At 57.4% G+C, this 17829-nt stretch carries 13 protein-coding genes; 5 read left to right on the plus strand and 8 right to left on the minus strand.

Features of this window, described 5'->3' with window-relative positions; translation table 11 throughout:
• Nucleotides 1-37 precede the first annotated feature (37 nt).
• Entirely contained in the window at nt 38-886 is an 849-nt protein-coding gene (locus ABLV76_RS03575; protein ID WP_048294053.1) for an SDR family oxidoreductase, read from the minus strand.
• Between the two features lie 90 nt (nt 887-976).
• Here ABLV76_RS03575 and ABLV76_RS03580 point away from each other — a divergent pair, with 90 nt between their 5' ends.
• Entirely contained in the window at nt 977-1348 is a 372-nt protein-coding gene (locus tag ABLV76_RS03580) for a helix-turn-helix domain-containing protein (RefSeq protein WP_004206475.1), read from the plus strand.
• Nucleotides 1349-1574: 226 nt separating this feature from the next.
• On the opposite strand, the gene cpdB is transcribed toward ABLV76_RS03580, so the two are convergent.
• On the minus strand, nt 1575-3518 hold the full coding sequence (cpdB, locus tag ABLV76_RS03585) for a 2',3'-cyclic-nucleotide 2'-phosphodiesterase (protein WP_348878188.1): 1944 nt from the start codon (nt 3516-3518) through the stop codon (nt 1575-1577).
• 191 nt (nt 3519-3709) lie between these two features.
• Here cpdB and cysQ point away from each other — a divergent pair, with 191 nt between their 5' ends.
• Nucleotides 3710-4453 (plus strand): 3'(2'),5'-bisphosphate nucleotidase CysQ, encoded by a 744-nt coding sequence (gene cysQ / locus ABLV76_RS03590; RefSeq protein WP_017900585.1) that lies wholly within the window; start codon nt 3710-3712, stop codon nt 4451-4453.
• On the opposite strand, the gene ABLV76_RS03595 is transcribed toward cysQ, so the two are convergent.
• Complete coding sequence (locus ABLV76_RS03595) at nt 4443-5000, minus strand: YtfJ family protein (protein ID WP_004206478.1); 558 nt, start codon at nt 4998-5000, stop codon at nt 4443-4445. The two genes, cysQ and ABLV76_RS03595, sit on opposite strands and share 11 nt — an antisense overlap.
• A gap of 324 nt (nt 5001-5324) precedes the next feature.
• Between ABLV76_RS03595 and ABLV76_RS03600 the strand changes: the two genes are divergently transcribed.
• The gene (locus ABLV76_RS03600) at nt 5325-5531 is read left to right on the plus strand and encodes a DUF1107 domain-containing protein (protein ID WP_002886707.1); all 207 of its coding nucleotides are present in this window, start codon (nt 5325-5327) and stop codon (nt 5529-5531) included.
• A 61-nt stretch (nt 5532-5592) separates the two neighbouring features.
• Here the strand turns inward: ABLV76_RS03600 and araC are convergent, their stop codons facing one another.
• The 5 genes from araC to msrA form a co-directional block, all read right to left on the minus strand.
• Nucleotides 5593-6465 carry an arabinose operon transcriptional regulator AraC gene (gene araC / locus ABLV76_RS03605; protein ID WP_004206480.1) on the minus strand — a complete coding sequence of 291 codons (873 nt, stop codon included), beginning with the start codon at nt 6463-6465 and terminating at the stop codon, nt 5593-5595.
• Between the two features lie 30 nt (nt 6466-6495).
• Nucleotides 6496-8505 carry a beta-galactosidase gene (locus ABLV76_RS03610; protein ID WP_087771120.1) on the minus strand — a complete coding sequence of 670 codons (2010 nt, stop codon included), beginning with the start codon at nt 8503-8505 and terminating at the stop codon, nt 6496-6498.
• An 18-nt stretch (nt 8506-8523) separates the two neighbouring features.
• The gene (locus ABLV76_RS03615; protein WP_017900583.1) at nt 8524-9756 is read right to left on the minus strand and encodes an oligosaccharide MFS transporter; all 1233 of its coding nucleotides are present in this window, start codon (nt 9754-9756) and stop codon (nt 8524-8526) included.
• A gap of 200 nt (nt 9757-9956) precedes the next feature.
• On the minus strand, nt 9957-11294 hold the full coding sequence (locus ABLV76_RS03620) for a hemolysin family protein (protein WP_004206485.1): 1338 nt from the start codon (nt 11292-11294) through the stop codon (nt 9957-9959).
• Nucleotides 11295-11474: 180 nt separating this feature from the next.
• On the minus strand, nt 11475-12113 hold the full coding sequence (msrA, locus tag ABLV76_RS03625; RefSeq protein ID WP_032456893.1) for a peptide-methionine (S)-S-oxide reductase MsrA: 639 nt from the start codon (nt 12111-12113) through the stop codon (nt 11475-11477).
• A gap of 209 nt (nt 12114-12322) precedes the next feature.
• Between msrA and tamA the strand changes: the two genes are divergently transcribed.
• Together tamA and tamB are read left to right on the plus strand one after the other, a co-directional pair.
• Nucleotides 12323-14056 carry an autotransporter assembly complex protein TamA gene (gene tamA, locus ABLV76_RS03630; RefSeq protein WP_023319583.1) on the plus strand — a complete coding sequence of 578 codons (1734 nt, stop codon included), beginning with the start codon at nt 12323-12325 and terminating at the stop codon, nt 14054-14056.
• On the plus strand, nt 14053-17829 hold the full coding sequence (gene tamB / locus ABLV76_RS03635) for an autotransporter assembly complex protein TamB (protein ID WP_048322768.1): 3777 nt from the start codon (nt 14053-14055) through the stop codon (nt 17827-17829). Before tamA ends, tamB begins: the two co-directional genes overlap by 4 nt.

Raw genomic sequence — 17829 nt, forward strand, 5'->3', positions numbered from 1 at the left:
ACCGCCGGGACGCAACCGCAAAAGCTGAGAGGGGCGGTTACAGAATGCCTTTCACGCTTTCGGCAAGGGAGGTGGTCGGACGGCCGATCAACGTACTCAGGGTGCGGCTGTCGTCAAACAGCCCGCCTTTCGAGGCGCCGACGTCGGAGTCTGCCAGCATATCGGCCAGACCCGCCGGCAGGCCGACGCTTTTCAGCGCGGCGGCGAAGTCGGCTTCGCTGAGATTTTGGTAGACCACGTTTTTACCGCTTTGCTTGCTCAGCTCAGCAGCCAGGTCGCTCAGCGTCCAGGCGTTATCACCCGCCAGTTCATAAACTTTCCCTGCATGGCCTTCACCGGCGATAACGCGGGCGGCCGCGGCGGCATAATCTGCGCGGGTAGCGGAGGCAATTTTACCTTCGCCGGCGGCGCCGATAAACACGCCGTGCTCCAGCGCCGGCGGCGCGCTGGCCAGATAGTTTTCAGTATACCAGCCGTTACGCAGCAGGGCGTAAGCGATACCCGAGTCGGCCAGCATCTGCTCAGTTGCAATATGCTCTGCGGCCAGGCCCAGCGGCGAAGTGTCGGCGTGCAGCAGGCTGGTGTAGGCGATGAACTTCACCCCAGCGGCTTTGGCGGCGTTGATGACGTTGCGGTGCTGTACGGCGCGCTGGCCGACTTCGCTGGAGGAGATTAACAGCAGTTTATCCACGCCCTGCAGCGCGGCGGTCAGCGCCGCTTCGTCGCTATAGTCGGCCTGGCGGACGACAACGCCCTGCTGGCTGAGAGTCTGGGCTTTGGCCGGGTTGCGGACAATCGCCACAATCTGGCCGGCAGGGACGGTTTTAAGCAGGTCTTGCAGAACGTAGTGGCCAAGCTGGCCGGTGGCACCGGTAAGAGCGATCATTAGTCTTCTCCTTCGTGTTTAGTGGCAGTTGTGGTAAGCTAACACCTTAACTAACTTTTAGTAAGTACGTACAAAAAGGTAAGTGTGAAAATGGCCGAACCGACGCTGAGCGAGAAACTGCGCAATGGCAATTTGTTTGCGGAACAGTGCCCGTCGCGCGATGTGCTTAAACATGTCACCAGCCGCTGGGGCGTGTTGATTCTGGTGGCGCTGCGCGAAGGAACCCATCGCTTCAGCGATCTGCGGCGCAAAATGGGCGGGGTCAGCGAAAAGATGCTGGCGCAGTCGCTGCAGGCCCTGGAGCAGGATGGTTTTATCGACCGCGTCTCTTATCCGGTGGTGCCGCCGCACGTTGAATATAGCCTGACGCCGCTCGGCCTGCAGGTGAGCGAGAAGGTGGCGGCCCTGGCGGACTGGATCGAGGTTAATCTGCCGGCGGTGCTGGCTAGCCACGAGGAGTGAAAATGTATTACTCCCTGTAGCCCCGGTAAGCGCAGCGCCACCGGGGAGATGTTCCCGGATAGCGACTGGCGCCTTATCCAGGCTATCCTTCAGCTCCGGTTTGTAGCCCCGGTAAGCGCAGCGCCACCGGGGAGATGTTCCCGGATAGCGGCTGGCGCCTTATCCGGGCTCCCCGTCAGCTCCGGTTTGTAGCCCCGGTAAGCGCAGCGCCACCGGGGAACAGGGATTACTGACTCAAATCCAGCTGATAAATGGCGAAGCCGATATCATCGGTGGTCACCTGGCGCATCGGATATTGGGCTTTCTCTTTGATAAACGCCGCGGCTTTGTCGCCAGGCGAGGTCTCAAAACGAATATCCAGCGGCGTCTTACTGTGGATCGGCGCCAGACGCCAGTTGTTATCCGCCGCCGGATGGATCGCGCCATCCTTCTTCGATTGCGCGCCAATCCATGCCGCCAGCACTGAACGGTTTTCATCCGGTGAGGCGAAGGCGATATGGCTTTCGCCGGTGCCAGCGAATTTACCGCCGTACGCGCGATAGTTATTGGTGGCGACCAGGAAAGTGGCCTGCGGATCGACCGGTTTGCCGTTGAAGGTCAGGTGCTTAATACGCTCTGCCTGCGGATGGATCATCTGACATTCGCCGTCGTAGCGGGCCGGCTGAGTGACGTCGATCTGGTAGTTCACCCCGTCAATCACGTCGAAATTATAGGTGCGGAAGCCGTCCCAGTTGATCAGCGACTGCGGCTTGCTGCTGGTCGGGTCAATCTGGTTAAACTGCCCGGCAGAGCACTCCAGCCACTCCTTGACCTCCTTCCCGTTGACCTTCATCACCACCAGGGTGTTCGGGTAGAGATAGAGGTCGGCGGCGTTGCGGAAGGTAAGCTGGCCTTTTTCCACTTCCACGAAGCTCGCCGGATCGTTTTTACGCCCGCCGACTTTAAACGGCGCGGCAGCGGAGAGTACCGGTAGTTTCGCCAGATCCGGGTCGCCCTGAATGTAGTGTTCAACGTAGGCTTTCTGCGCCATGTTGACTACCTGCACCGTCGGGTCGTCCTGCACCAGCGCCAGATAGCTGTACATGTTGTCGGCGGACTTGCCGATCGGCTTACTGACGAACTCGCGAGTAGCGTCGTGATCGGCTTTCAGCACCGCCACCAGCTTACCGTCTTCGTCCGCCAGCGATTTCTTCGCCACCGCGTCGTAGATTGGCCGTGCTTCCGCTTTACTCTGAGTCACCTGCCATTTGCCGCTGTCGTTGTTCAGCACCAGATCGACCACCCCGAGATGATCGCCCCACATTCCCGGCATCACCGCCGGTACGCCGTTCAGCGTCCCTCTGGCGATATCCGCGCCTTTAATGTTGGCGAAGTCTTTGCCTGGGAATACCGCGTGGGTGTGGCCGAACATGATGGCGTCAACGCCGGGCACCTGGCTTAAGTAGTAGACTGAGTTCTCGGCCATCGCCTGATACGGGTCGGCGGAGAGGCCGGAGTGAGCGACCACTACCACCACATCAGCCCCTTTCGCCCGCATCTCCGGGATATATTTGCGCGCGGTTTCGGTAATGTCGTTGACCGTCACTTTGCCGCTAAGATTGGCTTTATCCCAGGTCATGATCTGCGGCGGCACAAAGCCGATATAGCCGATGCGCAGGGTGTGGGATTGACCTGCGCTGTCCTGAACCGGGGTATCCTTGATCAGGTACGGGGTGAACAGCGGTTTGCCGGTTTTGGCATCGATGATATTGGCGTTCACGTAGGGGAATTTCGCCCCGGCTAGCGCCTTGTGCAGGAAGTCGAGGCCGTAGTTGAATTCATGGTTGCCCAGGTTGCCGACGGCATAATTCAGGGTATTCATCGCCTTATACACCGGATGAACATCGCCCTCTTTCAGTCCCTTGGCGGCCATGTAGTCGCCCAGCGGGCTCCCCTGGATGACATCCCCGTTATCCACCAGTACGCTGTTTTTCGCTTCTGCCCGCGCCTGTTCAATCAGGGTGGCGGTACGCACCAGGCCGAATTTCTCCGTGGCGGCATCTTTGTAATAGTCAAAGTCCATCATATTGCTGTGCAGATCGGTGGTTTCCATGATCCGCAGGTCGACCGTTGCGGCGTTGACGCTGGCGGCGATCAGCGTGGCCAGGAGCGTTGCGCTAAACTTAATCATCAGAGGCGTCCTTTTTTATGAGCGATAGCACAGAAGAAAATGTATTTATATTCTGTTGCTTACAGAAATGTGAATCTTGCCAGAAAAGCGGGCAGAGAAACCGCCATCGTTATCACAGATAGCGGAACTTGCGGTGATGCGATATAAATAAAACAACAAGTTAACGCCACTGTAACCAGACGAGGTGGAGAATGTTAGAACAAGTATGTCAGCTTGCACGGAACGCGGGCGATGCCATCATGGAAGTTTACGATGGAAACCAGCCGATCAACGTCGCCAGCAAGAAAGATGATTCTCCGGTCACGGCGGCGGATATCGCGGCGCATAAAGTCATTGTCAGCGGCCTGCAGGCGCTGGATGCCACCATTCCCATTCTGTCGGAAGAGGACCCGCCGGCCTGGGAAGTGCGCCAGCACTGGCAGCGCTACTGGCTGGTCGACCCGTTGGACGGCACCAAAGAATTTATTAAGCGTAACGGCGAGTTCACCGTTAATATCGCGCTGATTGAAAACGGCAAGCCGACGCTGGGCGTGGTCTATGCGCCGGTGATGAAGGTGATGTACAGCGCGGAAAAAGGCAAAGCCTGGAAAGAAGAGTGCGGCGTGCGCAAGCAGATCCAGGTCCGCGATGCCCGTCCACCGCTGGTGGTGATCAGCCGCTCCCATGGCAACGATCCGGAGCTGCAGGAGTACCTTGAGCAGCTGGGCGAGCACCAGACCACTTCCATCGGCTCCTCGCTGAAGTTCTGCCTGGTGGCGGAAGGCCAGGCCCAGCTCTATCCGCGCTTCGGGCCGACCAGCACCTGGGACACCGCCGCCGGCCATGCCGTCGCGGTCGCCGCCGGGGCGCATGTTCACGACTGGCAGGGCAAAACCCTCGACTACACGCCGCGTGAATCCTTCCTCAATCCCGGCTTCCGGGTCTCTATTTATTAAGCAATTTATGCAGCAGGTCGATCACCTGCTGCACCTCTTGCTGAGTGAGCGCGCCGTCTTTGGCCCACTGGATGCGCCCGCTCTTATCCAGCACCACAATCGCCGAGCTCTTCTCGTCCAGCTGCCAGGCTTTTCGCACCAATCCATTGCTGTCGACGATAAATTGCGACCATGGGAAGAGCTTTTTATTGCTTTCGATACTGTTGCGCACAAACATACCGGTGCCCGGGATGGCATCGTCGGTATTGACGATGGTGGTGGTCTGATAGCGATCGTGCGGGAAGCCCGCCGCTTTAATCGCCTCGATCAGATTGGCATTTTTCTCTTTTGCTGACGAGCGTCCGGCGATGTGCTGGACGACGCGCACTTTTCCCGCCAGCTGCGAGCTATTCCAGTTTTTATAGCTAAACTTATCATTATCCAGAATTAATTCGCCCCGATCCGCGACGCCGACCGGCGCCACGCGCTGGCCATCGACAAAGTTATGCGCTGAGGCCAGCAGCGGCACGAGGAGTAACGAGGCGGCCAGTATGCTACGTAGGGTCATACGGTTTCCTTAATCATTTTTTGTGCAGGTGATCCGACCACTTGGTCTCGTTTAATCATAAGTGCGATTGGTGGTGATTACCCGCAATGAGGATGCCAGTTTGCGTGTTGACGCACAAATTAGTCGAAAAACGGCGACTTATACTTACTTCATCGTATGTCTGAAACGAAAATTCTGAATTATTGTCATCAAAGGGTAAATAAACTTATACATACTGGGTCCCTCTGAGATTCTGGACTATAGTTTTAGGGCATTAAAATTTGCGCTCCCGATACGTGGGCTAACTGTGGCACCACAGGAGCGTAACCCTGGCAGGAGAGAAGAATGAAAATTTTCCAACGCTACAATCCGCTGCAAGTGGCGAAGTACGTGAAGATCCTGTTTCGTGGACGGTTGTACATCAAGGACGTTGGCGCATTTGAATTTGATAAGGGCAAAATCCTTATCCCGAAGGTCAAGGACAAGCTGCATCTGTCAGTGATGTCCGAAGTCAATCGTCAGGTGTTGCGTCTGCAAACTGAGATGGCATAACCTGAAACGTAGCAGTACGTAGTAGGTAAAAGACGGCTCCCGATGGGAGCCGTTGATGTTTTTAGCCCTTCATTTCCGCATAGCGTTTGCGATATTCGCCCGGTGGAATACCGTTATGTTTACGAAACAAGCGGGTGAAATAGACCGGATCGCTGTAGCCTACCGATAAAGCAATTTTGTTAAGCGGGAGCGAGGTGCTCTGAATAAGCCACCTGGCGCGGTTGATGCGTTGCGTTTCCCGCCATGCATAAACCGTTTGCCCCAGTTCATTTTTGAAAAGGTGCGCCAGACGTGAAGGGGAGATAAATACCATCGCCGCCAGGGTCTCGATTTTTACCTCCTGCGCAATATGGGCGTTGAGGTAGTCGCAGACGGCGTTAATCCGTGGGTCGTGGGCGTGACGGTTGCTGATGGGCTGTCGCTGAAAACAGTGAAGGATCAATCTTTCCAGGGCGTTCATCGCCAGCGCTTCCGACAGCGGCGCGGATGCCGAGTGATGGCGTATCACTTCGTAGAACAGATCGCGCAGCTGCTGGAGCTGTTCGGGATCGTTAATGGTTGTTTTGCCGATACCGTGAGTAGTTTGGTCCCACTTTAGCCAGTCTATCCAGTAGGGGCGGGGGATAAAGTAGATCCACAGATGGTCCCAATACTCGCTGTGCTCGTCCCTGCCGTAGTGATGGGGCACCCCGGGAGGAAACAGCAGCAGATCGTTTTCCCGGCACAGAAGGAAGCCATCGCCCGCCTTCGCCCGCGCCTGGCCGCGCAGGGTCAGATTAATGATGTAACCTTTCATCCCCTGCGGGCGGTTAATGTAGTAGTCCAGCGTGGAGCCGCGGGTAATCGGCGTGAAGCCTGCGACGACCCAGGCATTGAAGGTAAAGGTCTTCATCAATGGAGAGAAATTGAGTAGCTCATTGATATCCAGTTCCATTCTCTCTCCCACCTGAGCGCCGCCGCGTCGTTAGCTTTCGATGATAGTAAATTCCCAGGCCCTGAGGCGCAACGGCTGGCCGACGTATACTGTCTCCCCGTTCAGCAGCGCGCTACCCGCGGTCTCGCTGACAAATTCCAGCGTCTCGCCGGAGTAATTGAACAGGAAGTGGATGGTTTTCCCGGCGCGATTACGCATTTTTTTGACCACTAATGGGAAGCGATAGGCGGAAGTGCGCGAGCGCAATGCGATATCGGCGGTTAGTACATCAAACAGCTGGCTAATCAATCCCTTCTGCGGCAGGAAGCCAACATACATCGCTCGTCCCCGGCCATAATCCGCTTCGGTGGCGGCGGCGTATTCGCCCCATGCCGGATGCTGATAGCGCAGCAAGGTGCGGGTCCCATCATCGGGCGTCAGCAATTCCATCCACAGCTCAGCCTGATTGTCATTGCGGCAATCAATCTCTGCACAGCAAGAGCTTACCGTCGTCCCTTCCGGCAGGGTGAACTGGCTGTAGCTGACGCCGCAGCTCTGCCGCAGGATCCCAGGCTGCGCGCTGCGGCGTACCTTGACGTTTTCATCGCTAAAGCCCGATTTAAAGCCGATAAGCGCTCTGCCGCCCTCGGCGATATAGTGATTGATACGCGCCAGCAGGCCATCATCGGCAGCGTACAGGCCGGGAACGATCAGCACTCGGTAGCGCGAGGTTTCCTCGTTTACATCGTGGATGATGTCGAGGCTGATATTGTGGTCATACAGCGCATCGTGGAAGCGGCGAAAGATATCGTTATAAATGTTGCCCTCGGCATCGCCAGGACGGAAGTGATTGAGGGCGTCCATTGCCTCATTGCTTATCAGCAGCGCAACGTCGTTTTCGGCCTTCAGCTCCGCCAGCTGCGGCGACAGGCGGGCAAAGTCAGCCCCGATAGTGGTGGCCTCCTGCCAGGTCGGGTTACGCGAGAAGTCGTGGCTGAGCAGCCCCTTCCAGTAGGTTTCGAAGGCGTTATGAATCGAATGCCAGTGCCAGTAGGAGACCATGGCGGCGCCGGAGGCGATATGGCTGAACGCCTGCAGGCGCAGCTGGCCCGGGTAGGGAGTCCACTGGGCGAAGCCCTGCGCCTGGGTTTCCAGCACGAAGTAGTTCTGGCCCGGCTTAAGCGAGCGGGTGATGGCGCCGCCAAAGGCGATTTCCCGCCCGGTCAGGTGTGCCTGGCTCGGGTGATAGATATCGACGCCGGCGATATCCAGCGCCTGCGCCGCCGCAAAATGGTCGACCCGCGGCTGCACGCCGTAAGAGTAACCGCGCCATTCAAAATCGAAGTTGTGGGTGACGAACTGGTGCGGTTGGGCGTACTCGCGCACAATCTCCGCCTGCCAGGCCAGATACTCGGTGACCTGCTGGCGCTGATAGCGGGAGAAGGCGCAGGCGAGGCTGGCGTTGATGGTGTTTTCCACCGGCGGAAAATCCTGCCAGCGGTCAATGCGGTTGCTCCAGTAATCCAGACCGAAATCGTGATTCAGTTGTCGGAGGTCTGGATATTTCTCCTGCAGGCTGCGCACGAAGCCCTCCTGCATAAAGCGGCCAATATTGTCGTAATGCTTGGTTTCGTTATCCAGTTGCCAGCCGATAATCGCCGGATGGTGTTGCACATGGGCCATCAGCGTGCGGATAATTTTTTCGGCATAGCGGCGAAAGGTCGGGTTGACGATATCCATGATCTGCCGCGGACCATATTTTTGCTGCCCCGCGACGGTGGTGACCAGAATATCGGGATGTTTCGCCGCCAGCCAGGCCGGGACCGCGTAGGTGGGCGTCCCGACGATGACCGCAATGCCGGCCTCATGCATCGCCTCGAGCACCCGGTCGATATGGTAGAAATTGTACTGGCCCTCTTCGGGCTCCAGTGTACTCCATGTGGACTCGGCGATACGCACCACGTTAATGCCGGTTTCGCGCATTAAGGCGATATCGCTGGCCAGCCGATCTTCCGGCATATATTCATCGTAATACGCCACGCCATAAAATAACTGAGACATGCAGACTACCTCCTGACATTAATTCGCGGGCACAGGTTGTGAAGAGAACACGCGTGCTTTATCCAGCGTGATAAACGAAATGAGCGTGAAGCACAGGGCGATACTACCGAGCACGATATAGCTGCTGGTAAAGCCCATGCTCTGGTACATATGGCCGATGCCGGTGGAGAGAAAAATAGAGCTAAAGCTTTTTGAAAACTGGAAGCCAATTAAGTAAACCGTCGCGGAAAGCAGGGGGTTAAAGTTAGCGGTAATATATTTAAGCGCCGCGACGAGTAACACCGAGCTTTCAAATCCATGGAGTAGTTTAATCAGGCTGATGGATACCGGGCCAATAGCCCACGCGGAACCGATAATGCGCAAGCTCATAATCAGCCCGCAGTATAACAGCGCATTTTTCGGGCCGATTTTATTCACAAACCATGGTGCAAAGAACATCACGATGGCATCAAGGAAAATCTGACCCGTGGTTAAATAACCGAAGACTTCTGCACCCCGGGCTTTACTCTCAAAGAAATGGCTGTAGTAGATAGCGAACTGCTGGTCATAGGTTTCATAGACCGCCCCGACGCCAATGACATAGAGGGCGAAGAACCAGAATTTTTTAATTTTTAACAACGAGACGGCATCGCGGAGGGTAACCGGCGACGTTTTGCCGGACAGCAGCCCCTGCTTTTGATGGGTGCTGATCTGCATTTTCCAGACAATCACCAGCAGGCAGACGCCTGCTGCGCTGGCCAGCCAGAAAATCATGTTCTGATCGATGCCGTAGAGCTTTCCTGCCGCAAAGGTGCCGATCGCGGCGCCGATGCCGCCGAACATCCGCGCCCGACCAAATTCGAAGCCGGAGGCGCGGCTGACCTTATCGATGTAGGCTTCGCAAATACCGCAGCCTGCGCCGTAGGCCATGCCAATATAGAGGCCGCCAGCCAGCGCGCCGAGGAACACATTTATTTTTAACAGAGGCGCGAAGACATAGATCCAGTATGGAGCGAATAAGGTGATAATGATCGCCAGCATCCACATCAGATTCTTACGATACACCAGCTTATCCGATATAAAACCGAATAATGGCTGAACGCAGACGGCCACAATGGCAGTGAAAGAATAAACCAGACCGACGTCCGTGTAGTTAATACCGATGGTTTCCGTTAACCACAGTGATAAATAGGGGTAGCAGCATCCCCAGCCTATAAAGAAAAACAGGAAAAACAGACAGCTGATAAAGTAATTTTTATTCGACGTTATCATGGTAACCCTCGCTTCCTTTATTCAGGAATATGATCGTGTAGACGCGAGCAACGTTACCTTTTTGCGCACGGGGGAGTCATAAACGTTTCGCTATCGAGCAGTAATAATCTGCTATCGGCAGTGGGGCGTGAGCCGCTTCACATTCGGGCAATAAAAAGGGCGGATGATCATCCGCCCTTAAGAGAGAGAAAGGATTACGCTCAGGCGTTCTGGCTTTCCGCCGCTTCCGCCTGCTTGGGCACCAGCACCGTGGGCTTGTTATCGATGCGGGTCACCAGCAACTGGTCGATACGGTAGTTATCGATATCCACGACCTCGAACTTATAGCCGGAGAACTTCACCGCGTCGGTGCGTTTGGGGATTTTACGCAGCATAAACATCATAAAGCCGCCGATGGTCTCGTAGTTCCCGGACTGCGGAAACTCGTCGATATCCAGCACGCGCATCACGTCATCAATCGGTGTACCGCCATCGATTAGCCACGAGTTTTCATCGCGGGCGACGATCTGCTCTTCCAGCCCCTGGCCGACGAGGTCGCCCATCAGAGTTGTCATCACGTCGTTAAGGGTGATGATCCCGACCACCAGCGCATATTCATTCATGATCACCGCAAAGTCTTCCCCGGCGGTTTTGAAGCTTTCCAGCGCTTCGGACAGGGTCAGGGTATCCGGGACGATCAACGTGTTGCGGATCTGCACGCCGCCGGTCAGCACCAGGCTCTGGTTCGCCAGCACGCGGTTCAGCAGATCTTTTGAATCGACGTAGCCGATAATGTGGTCGATATCTTCATTACAGACGAGGAACTTCGAGTGCGGGTGTTCGGCCACTTTATTCTTCAGGCTCTGCTCGTCTTCATGCAAATCAAACCAAATGACGCTTTCACGCGGGGTCATGGAGGAAGGAACGGTGCGGGACTCCAGCTCGAACACGTTCTCAATCAGCTCATGCTCCTGCTTGCGCAGCACCCCGGCCAGCGCGCCGGCTTCGACCACGGCATAGATATCGTCGGAGGTGATATCGTCTTTCCGCACCATCGGCAGTTTAAAGATGCGGAAGATCATGTTGGCCATGCCGTTAAACAACCACACCAGCGGGCGGAAGACTAACAGGCAGAAGCGCATCGGGTTGATGATGCGCAGGGCCACAGTTTCGGGCGCAATCATACCGATGCGTTTCGGAGTCAGGTCAGCAAACAGGATGAACAAGCTGGTGACCAGGGTAAAAGAGATGATGAAGCTCAGTTGCTCGGAGAGCTCCGGTGACAAATACCCGCTGAGCAGGCTATGAAACGCCGGTGAGAAAGCCGCGTCGCCCACAATACCGCCAAGAATGGCGACGGCGTTGAGGCCAATCTGCACGACGGTAAAGAAGGTGCCCGGGTTCTCCTGCATCTTCAGCACCCGCTGTGCGTTGACGTTGCCTTCATCGGCCAGCAGTTTCAGTTTGATTTTACGTGAGGCGGCCAGTGAGATTTCCGATATCGAAAAAAACGCACTGACGGCTATCAGACAGAGTATTACTAAAATACTGTTTAACATATCTTTTCTGACCGTTGAGGTCAGATCCTCGGAAGGGAAGTTGATAACTTAAATGTGGAATACATAAAAAACCGGTCCGAAGGCGCTGGACCGGCTGTCACACTGGGTAGTATAGCGTAAGGGAATGTAAAGCCGCCAGAGCGTTCATTAACCGCCTCGCTGTTGAGGCGGAAATCAGAATTACGCCTGAGGCGGCAGGCAGACGCCAATGCCGCCAATGCCGCAATAGCCATGCGGGTTCTTATACAGATACTGCTGGTGATCGTCCTCGGCATAGTAGAACGGTTTGGCGGTGGCGATCTCGGTGGTGATGTGACGGGTATCGTGCGCGTCGTTCATCGCCGCCTGGAAGCGCGCGAGGCTGGCCTTTGCCGCTTCCGTCTGTTCCGGCGTCAACGGATAGATCGCCGAACGGTACTGGGTGCCGAGGTCGTTACCCTGTCGCATGCCCTGCGCGGGGTCGTGATTTTCCCAGAACACCTGCAATAACTGCTCATAGCTGATGACCTGCGGATCGTAGACCACGCGCACCGCTTCCGCGTGACCGGTCTGGCCGCTGCACACTTCGCGATAGGTCGGATTGGGCGTATAGCCGCCAGTGTAGCCGGCGGCGGTGCTGTAAACCCCCGGCAATTGCCAGAACAGACGTTCAACTCCCCAGAAGCAGCCCATGGCGAACAGTGCCACTTCCATCCCCGCCGGGACGTTGGTCATCGAGTGGCCGTTAACTGCGTGGAGCGTCGCCACTGGCATCGGGGTATTGCGTCCAGGCAGCGCATCCGCCTGGGCGACAAGATGCGTTTTATCAAATAGACTCACGGTGGGCCTCTCAATACAGAAATCGTCGTTAAGGTTGTAACGAAGCGTGTCTTTTAACACAATAAATACGCGTAATACGTCTAGATTAATACATAAGAATTATTTGGGTTATTGCCACTTTTTCAACCCTAAGTTGTTAGGGTTTTGTTAAGCCGTGGAGCGGCGCCAGTGTTTCCTGTAGGGGGAAACAGGGATATTCAGGAGAAAATGTGCTAAAAATCCGCCAGTTATGTGTCACCAGCCTTTTGCTGGTCAGCGGGGTCGCCAGCGCAGCGAATGTGCGTTTGCAGGTTGAGGGATTATCCGGAGAGCTGGAGAAAAACGTTCGCGCCCAGCTTTCCACCATCCAGAGTGATGAGGTCACGCCGGATCGTCGCTTTCGCGCGCGCGTCGATGACGCCATTCGCGAAGGTCTGAAAGCGCTGGGGTATTACGAGCCGACGATTGAATTTGATCTGCGTCCGCCGCCGAAAAGGGGCCGTCAGGTGCTGATCGCCAAAGTGACCCCGGGTGAGCCGGTGCGCATTGGCGGAACCGAGGTGATTCTGCGCGGCGGCGCCCGCACCGACAGCGATTACCTGGCGCTGTTGAAAACCCGCCCGGCCATTGGGACGGTGCTCAACCACGGCGATTACGACGGTTTCAAGAGCTCGTTGACCCGCGTCGCCCTGCGCAAAGGCTACTTTGACAGCGAGTTCAATAAAAGCCAGCTGGGGGTCTCCCTCGACCGCCATCAGGCGTTCTGGGATATCGATTACGACAGCGGCGAACGCTATCGCTTTGGCCACGTCACCTTCTCCGGATCGCAAATTCGCGATGAATACCTGCAAAACCTCGTGCCGTTTAAAGAGGGCGACTACTACACCTCGCAGGACCTGGCCGAGCTAAACCGCCGCCTGGCGGCGACCGGGTGGTTCAGTTCGGTGGTGGTGGCGCCTGATTTTGCTAAGTCACGGAAAACCAAGGTGCTGCCTCTGCAGGGCGTTGTCTCGCCACGCAAAGAGAACACCGTGGAAACCGGGGTAGGGTACTCCACAGACGTCGGTCCGCGGGTGAAAGCCACGTGGAAAAAACCGTGGATGAACTCCTATGGCCACAGCCTGACCTCCAGCGTCAGCCTCTCCGCCCCGGAGCAGCAGTTTGACTTCACCTATAAAGTCCCGCTGCTCAAGAGCCCGCTCGAGCAGTACTATCTGATGCAGGGCGGCTTTAAGCGTACCGATCTCAATGACACCCAGGCCGACTCCACCACCCTGGGGGTCTCGCGTTTCTGGGAGATGTCGAGCGGCTGGCAGCGGGCGATTAACCTGCGCTGGAGCCTGGACCACTTTACCCAGGCGAACGTCACCAACACCACCATGCTGATTTACCCGGGGGTCTCGGTGAACCGCACTCGCTCCCGCGGCGGCCTGATGCCTACCTGGGGCGATTCGCAGCGCTACTCGGTGGACTACTCCAACACCATGTGGGGCTCGGACATCAACTTTATCGTGATGCAGGCTCAGGACGTCTGGATCCGTACCCTCTATGACCGCCACCGCTTTGTGGTGCGTGGCAACCTGGGCTGGATCGAAGCGGACAACTTTGACAAGGTGCCGCCGGACCTGCGTTTTTTCGCCGGGGGCGATCGCAGTATTCGCGGCTATAAATACAAATCCATCTCGCCGAAGGACGATGACGGCAAGCTGATCGGGGCCTCGAAGCTGGCCACCGGCTCGCTGGAATATCAGTACAACGTCAGTGGCAAGTGGTGGGGCGCCGTGTTTGTCGATAGCGGCGAAGCGGTCAGCGATATTCGCGAGAGTGATTTCAAAACCGGCGCCGGGGTAGGCGTGCGCTGGCAGTCGCCGGTGGGGCCGATCAAGCTGGATATCGCCCGGCCAATCGGCGACAAAGAAGAGCATGGTTTACAGTTTTACATCGGTCTGGGGCCTGAATTATGAGTTTATGGAAGAAGATAAGCCTCGGCGTATTAATCGTGTTGGTTCTCCTGCTGGGCACCGTCGGGTTCCTGGTGGGCACCACCACCGGCTTGCATCTGGTGTTCAAAGCGGCGGATCGCTGGGTGCCGGGGCTGGAAATCGGCAAAGTGACCGGCGGCTGGCGTGATTTAACCCTCGATAATGTCCGCTATGAGCAGCCCGGCGTGGCGGTGACCGCCGGCCAGTTTCATCTCAGCGTCAGGCTGCGCTGTCTGTGGGACAGCAGTCTGTGCGTAAATGACATCTCGCTGCGCGATATTTACGTCGCCGTCGATACGAAGAAGATGCCGCCCTCTGCGCCGGTCGAGGAAGAGGACAGCGGGCCGCTGAATCTCTCCACCCCTTATCCGATCGCCCTCAGCCGCGTCGCGCTGCATAACGTCAACGTCAAAATCGACGATACCGCGGTCTCCGTGCGCGATTTTTCCACCGGCCTGAACTGGCAGGAGAAAAACCTGACCCTGACGCCGACCTCGCTGCAGGGGCTGCTGATCGCTCTGCCGAAGGTGGCGAAAGTGGCGCAGGAGCAGGTGGTCGAGCCGAAAATCGACAACCCGCGGCCGCAGGAGAAACCGCTCGGCGAGACGATGACCGACCTCTTCTCGCAGCCGGTGCTGCCGGCGATGACCGATGTCCATCTGCCGCTTAACCTCAATATTCAGGCGTTCCGCGGCGAGCAGCTGCGCCTCACCGGCGATACCGATATCACCGTGTACAACCTGCTGCTGAAAGTCAGCAGTATCGACGGGCAGATGAAGCTCGACGCCCTCGACATCGACTCCGATCAGGGCAAGGTCAGCGCTTCGGGCAGCGCCCAGCTACAGGATAACTGGCCGGTAGACATCACCCTCGCCGGAACGCTGAACGTCGACCCGATGAAAGGGGAGAAGGTGCAGCTGAAGGTGGGCGGCGAGATACGTAAAACGCTTAAGGTCGGAGTGGACTTAAGCGGGCCGGTCGCGGCCACGCTGCGGGCGGACGCGCAGCTGGCGGAGGCCGGGCTGCCGCTCAATATGGAGCTGAAGAGCAAGCAGCTCGCCTGGCCGTTCAGCGGCGAGAAGCAGTTCCAGGCCGACGACGTCCAGCTGAAGTTCAGCGGCAAAATGACCGACTACGCGCTGGCCTTCTCCACCGCGGTGAAAGGCCAGTCGCTGCCGCCGGCGAAAATCGCCCTCAACGCCAAAGGCAATGAGCGGCAGATCAATCTCGACAAGCTGACGGTCAATGCCCTGGAAGGGAAAACCGAGCTGAAGGCGCTCCTCGACTGGCAGCAGGCGATCAGCTGGCGCGGCGAGCTGACCCTCGACGGCATCAACACCGCCAAAGAGGTGCCGGACTGGCCATCGAAGCTCAATGGCAGGATCAAGACCCAGGGCAGCCTGTACGGCGGCAGCTGGCAGATGTCGGTGCCGGAGCTGAAAATTACCGGCAACGTGAAACAGAACAAGGTGGATGTTTCGGGCTCGCTGCAGGGCAACAGCTATCTGCAGTGGAAAATCCCGGGGCTGCATCTGGCGTTAGGCCCGAACAGCGCCGATATCAAAGGCGAGCTGGGGGTGAAGGATCTGAATCTCGACGCCACCATCGATGCGCCGCACCTGGATAATGCGCTGCCGGGGCTCGGCGGGACGGCGAAGGGGCTGGTGAAAGTGCGCGGCACTGTCGATGCGCCGCAGCTGCTGGCGGACATCACCGCCCGGGCGCTGCGCTGGCAGGAGCTGACCATCGCCCAGGTCAACGTCAAAGGGGATGTGAAATCCACCGATCAGATTGGCGGCAACCTGGACGTACGGGTGGATCGCATCAGCCAGCCGGGGGTGAATATCAGCCTGGTGCAGCTCAATGCCAAAGGCACTGAGAAGCAGCATGAGCTGCGGCTGCGGGTGCAAGGCGATCCGGTTTCCGGCCAGCTGGCGCTGGCGGGCAGCTTCGATCGTCAGGCCGAGCGCTGGAGAGGCGCGCTAAGCGATACCCGCTTCCAGACGCCGGTGGGGCCGGTGGCGCTGACGCGCAGTATCGCGCTGGACTATCGCAACCAGGAGCAGAAAATCAGCATCGGGCCACACTGCTGGACCAACCCGAACGCCGAGCTCTGCGTGCCTGAGACCATTGACGCAGGCGCCAGCGGGAGGGCGCGGGTGAATCTCAACCGCTTCGACCTGGCGATGCTCAAGCCGTTTATGCCGGAGGCGACCCAGGCCAGCGGCGTCTTTACCGGTAATGCCGATGTCAGCTGGGACACCACCAAAGAGGGGCTGCCGCAGGGTAAAGTGACCCTCAGCGGGCGCAACGTCAAAGTGACCCAGGTGGTCAATGACGCCCCGCTGCCGGTGGCGTTCGATACGCTGAACCTCAGCGCCGATCTGCACAACAATCGCGCGGAGCTGGGCTGGCTTATCCGCCTGACCAACAATGGCCAGCTGGATGGGCAGGTGCAGGTCACCGACCCGCAGGGGCGGCGTAACCTCGGCGGCAACGTCAATATCAGCAACTTCTCGCTGGCGATGATCAACCCGATTTTCGCCCGCGGTGAAAAGGCGGAGGGAAGGCTCAACGCCCGTCTGCGCCTGGGCGGCAACGTGAAAAGTCCGCAGCTGTTCGGCCAGATGCAGTTAAGCGGGGTGGATATCGACGGCAACTTTATGCCGTTTGATATGCAGCCGAGCCAGCTGGCGATGAACTTCAACGGCACGCGCTCGACCCTGCAGGGGACGGTGAACACCCGTCAGGGGCAAATCGCCCTCAGCGGCAACGCCGACTGGACGCAGATCGATAACTGGCGGGCGCAAATTGCGGCGAAAGGCAGCCGGGTGCGGATCACGGTGCCGCCAATGGTCCGTCTCGATGTATCGCCGGACGTGGTGTTTACCGCCACGCCAAGCCTGTTCAACCTCGATGGCAAGGTGGATGTGCCCTGGGCGCGGATCGTGGTCAATGAGGTGCCGGAGAGCGCGGTTGGCGTGTCTTCTGATGAAGTGATGCTCGACAAAAACCTCAAGCCGATTAATCAGCAGAGCGCCGGGATCCCGATCAACAGCAACCTGACGATCCACGTCGGCAACAACGTTCGTCTGGAAGCCTTCGGTCTGAAAGCGCGTCTGACCGGCGATCTGAAAGTGGCGCAGGACAAGCAGGGGCTGGGACTCAACGGGCAGATCAATATTCCGGACGGCCGCTTCCACGCCTATGGCCAGGATTTGATTGTGCGCAAAGGGGAACTGCTGTTCTCCGGTCCGCCGGATCAGCCATTACTGAATATCGAAGCAATTCGTAACCCGGATGCCACCGAAGACGACGTGATCGCCGGCGTTCGCGTCACCGGCTCCGCCGATCAGCCGAAAGCGGAGATCTTCTCTGACCCGGTTATGTCCCAGCAGGAAGCGCTGTCTTATCTGCTGCGCGGCCAGGGTTTGAGCAGCGGACAGAGCGATAGCGCCGCGATGACCTCAATGCTTATTGGTATGGGGGTTGCACAAAGTGGTCAGGTTGTGGGTAAAATCGGCGAGACGTTTGGCGTAAGCAATTTGGCGTTGGACACCGAAGGGGTAGGCGACTCTTCCCAGGTGGTGGTCAGCGGCTATGTACTGCCGGGTCTGCAGGTAAAATACGGGGTCGGTATCTTCGATTCCCTGGCGACGCTGACTTTACGTTATCGCCTGATGCCTAAGCTATATGTGGAAGCGGTGTCTGGCATCGACCAGGCGCTCGATTTGCTCTATCAGTTTGAGTTTTAG

This window comes from Klebsiella sp. GB_Kp047 (genome assembly GCF_040065235.1).
Taxonomy (GTDB): Bacteria; Pseudomonadota; Gammaproteobacteria; order Enterobacterales; family Enterobacteriaceae; genus Klebsiella; species Klebsiella quasipneumoniae.

Excerpts from the sequence above, each read along its gene's own strand:
- ABLV76_RS03595 (WP_004206478.1), bottom strand. The coding sequence starts at position 5,000 with ATGACCCTACGTAGCATACTGGCCGCCTCGTTACTCCTCGTGCCGCTG.
- ABLV76_RS03615 (WP_017900583.1), bottom strand. The coding sequence starts at position 9,756 with ATGATAACGTCGAATAAAAATTACTTTATCAGCTGTCTGTTTTTCCTG.
- ABLV76_RS03580 (WP_004206475.1), top strand. The coding sequence starts at position 977 with ATGGCCGAACCGACGCTGAGCGAGAAACTGCGCAATGGCAATTTGTTT.
- cysQ (WP_017900585.1), top strand. The coding sequence starts at position 3,710 with ATGTTAGAACAAGTATGTCAGCTTGCACGGAACGCGGGCGATGCCATC.
- araC (WP_004206480.1), bottom strand. The coding sequence starts at position 6,465 with ATGGAACTGGATATCAATGAGCTACTCAATTTCTCTCCATTGATGAAG.
- tamB (WP_048322768.1), top strand. The coding sequence starts at position 14,053 with ATGAGTTTATGGAAGAAGATAAGCCTCGGCGTATTAATCGTGTTGGTT.
- ABLV76_RS03610 (WP_087771120.1), bottom strand. The coding sequence starts at position 8,505 with ATGTCTCAGTTATTTTATGGCGTGGCGTATTACGATGAATATATGCCG.
- ABLV76_RS03575 (WP_048294053.1), bottom strand. The coding sequence starts at position 886 with ATGATCGCTCTTACCGGTGCCACCGGCCAGCTTGGCCACTACGTTCTG.
- ABLV76_RS03600 (WP_002886707.1), top strand. The coding sequence starts at position 5,325 with ATGAAAATTTTCCAACGCTACAATCCGCTGCAAGTGGCGAAGTACGTG.
- ABLV76_RS03620 (WP_004206485.1), bottom strand. The coding sequence starts at position 11,294 with ATGTTAAACAGTATTTTAGTAATACTCTGTCTGATAGCCGTCAGTGCG.
- cpdB (WP_348878188.1), bottom strand. The coding sequence starts at position 3,518 with ATGATTAAGTTTAGCGCAACGCTCCTGGCCACGCTGATCGCCGCCAGC.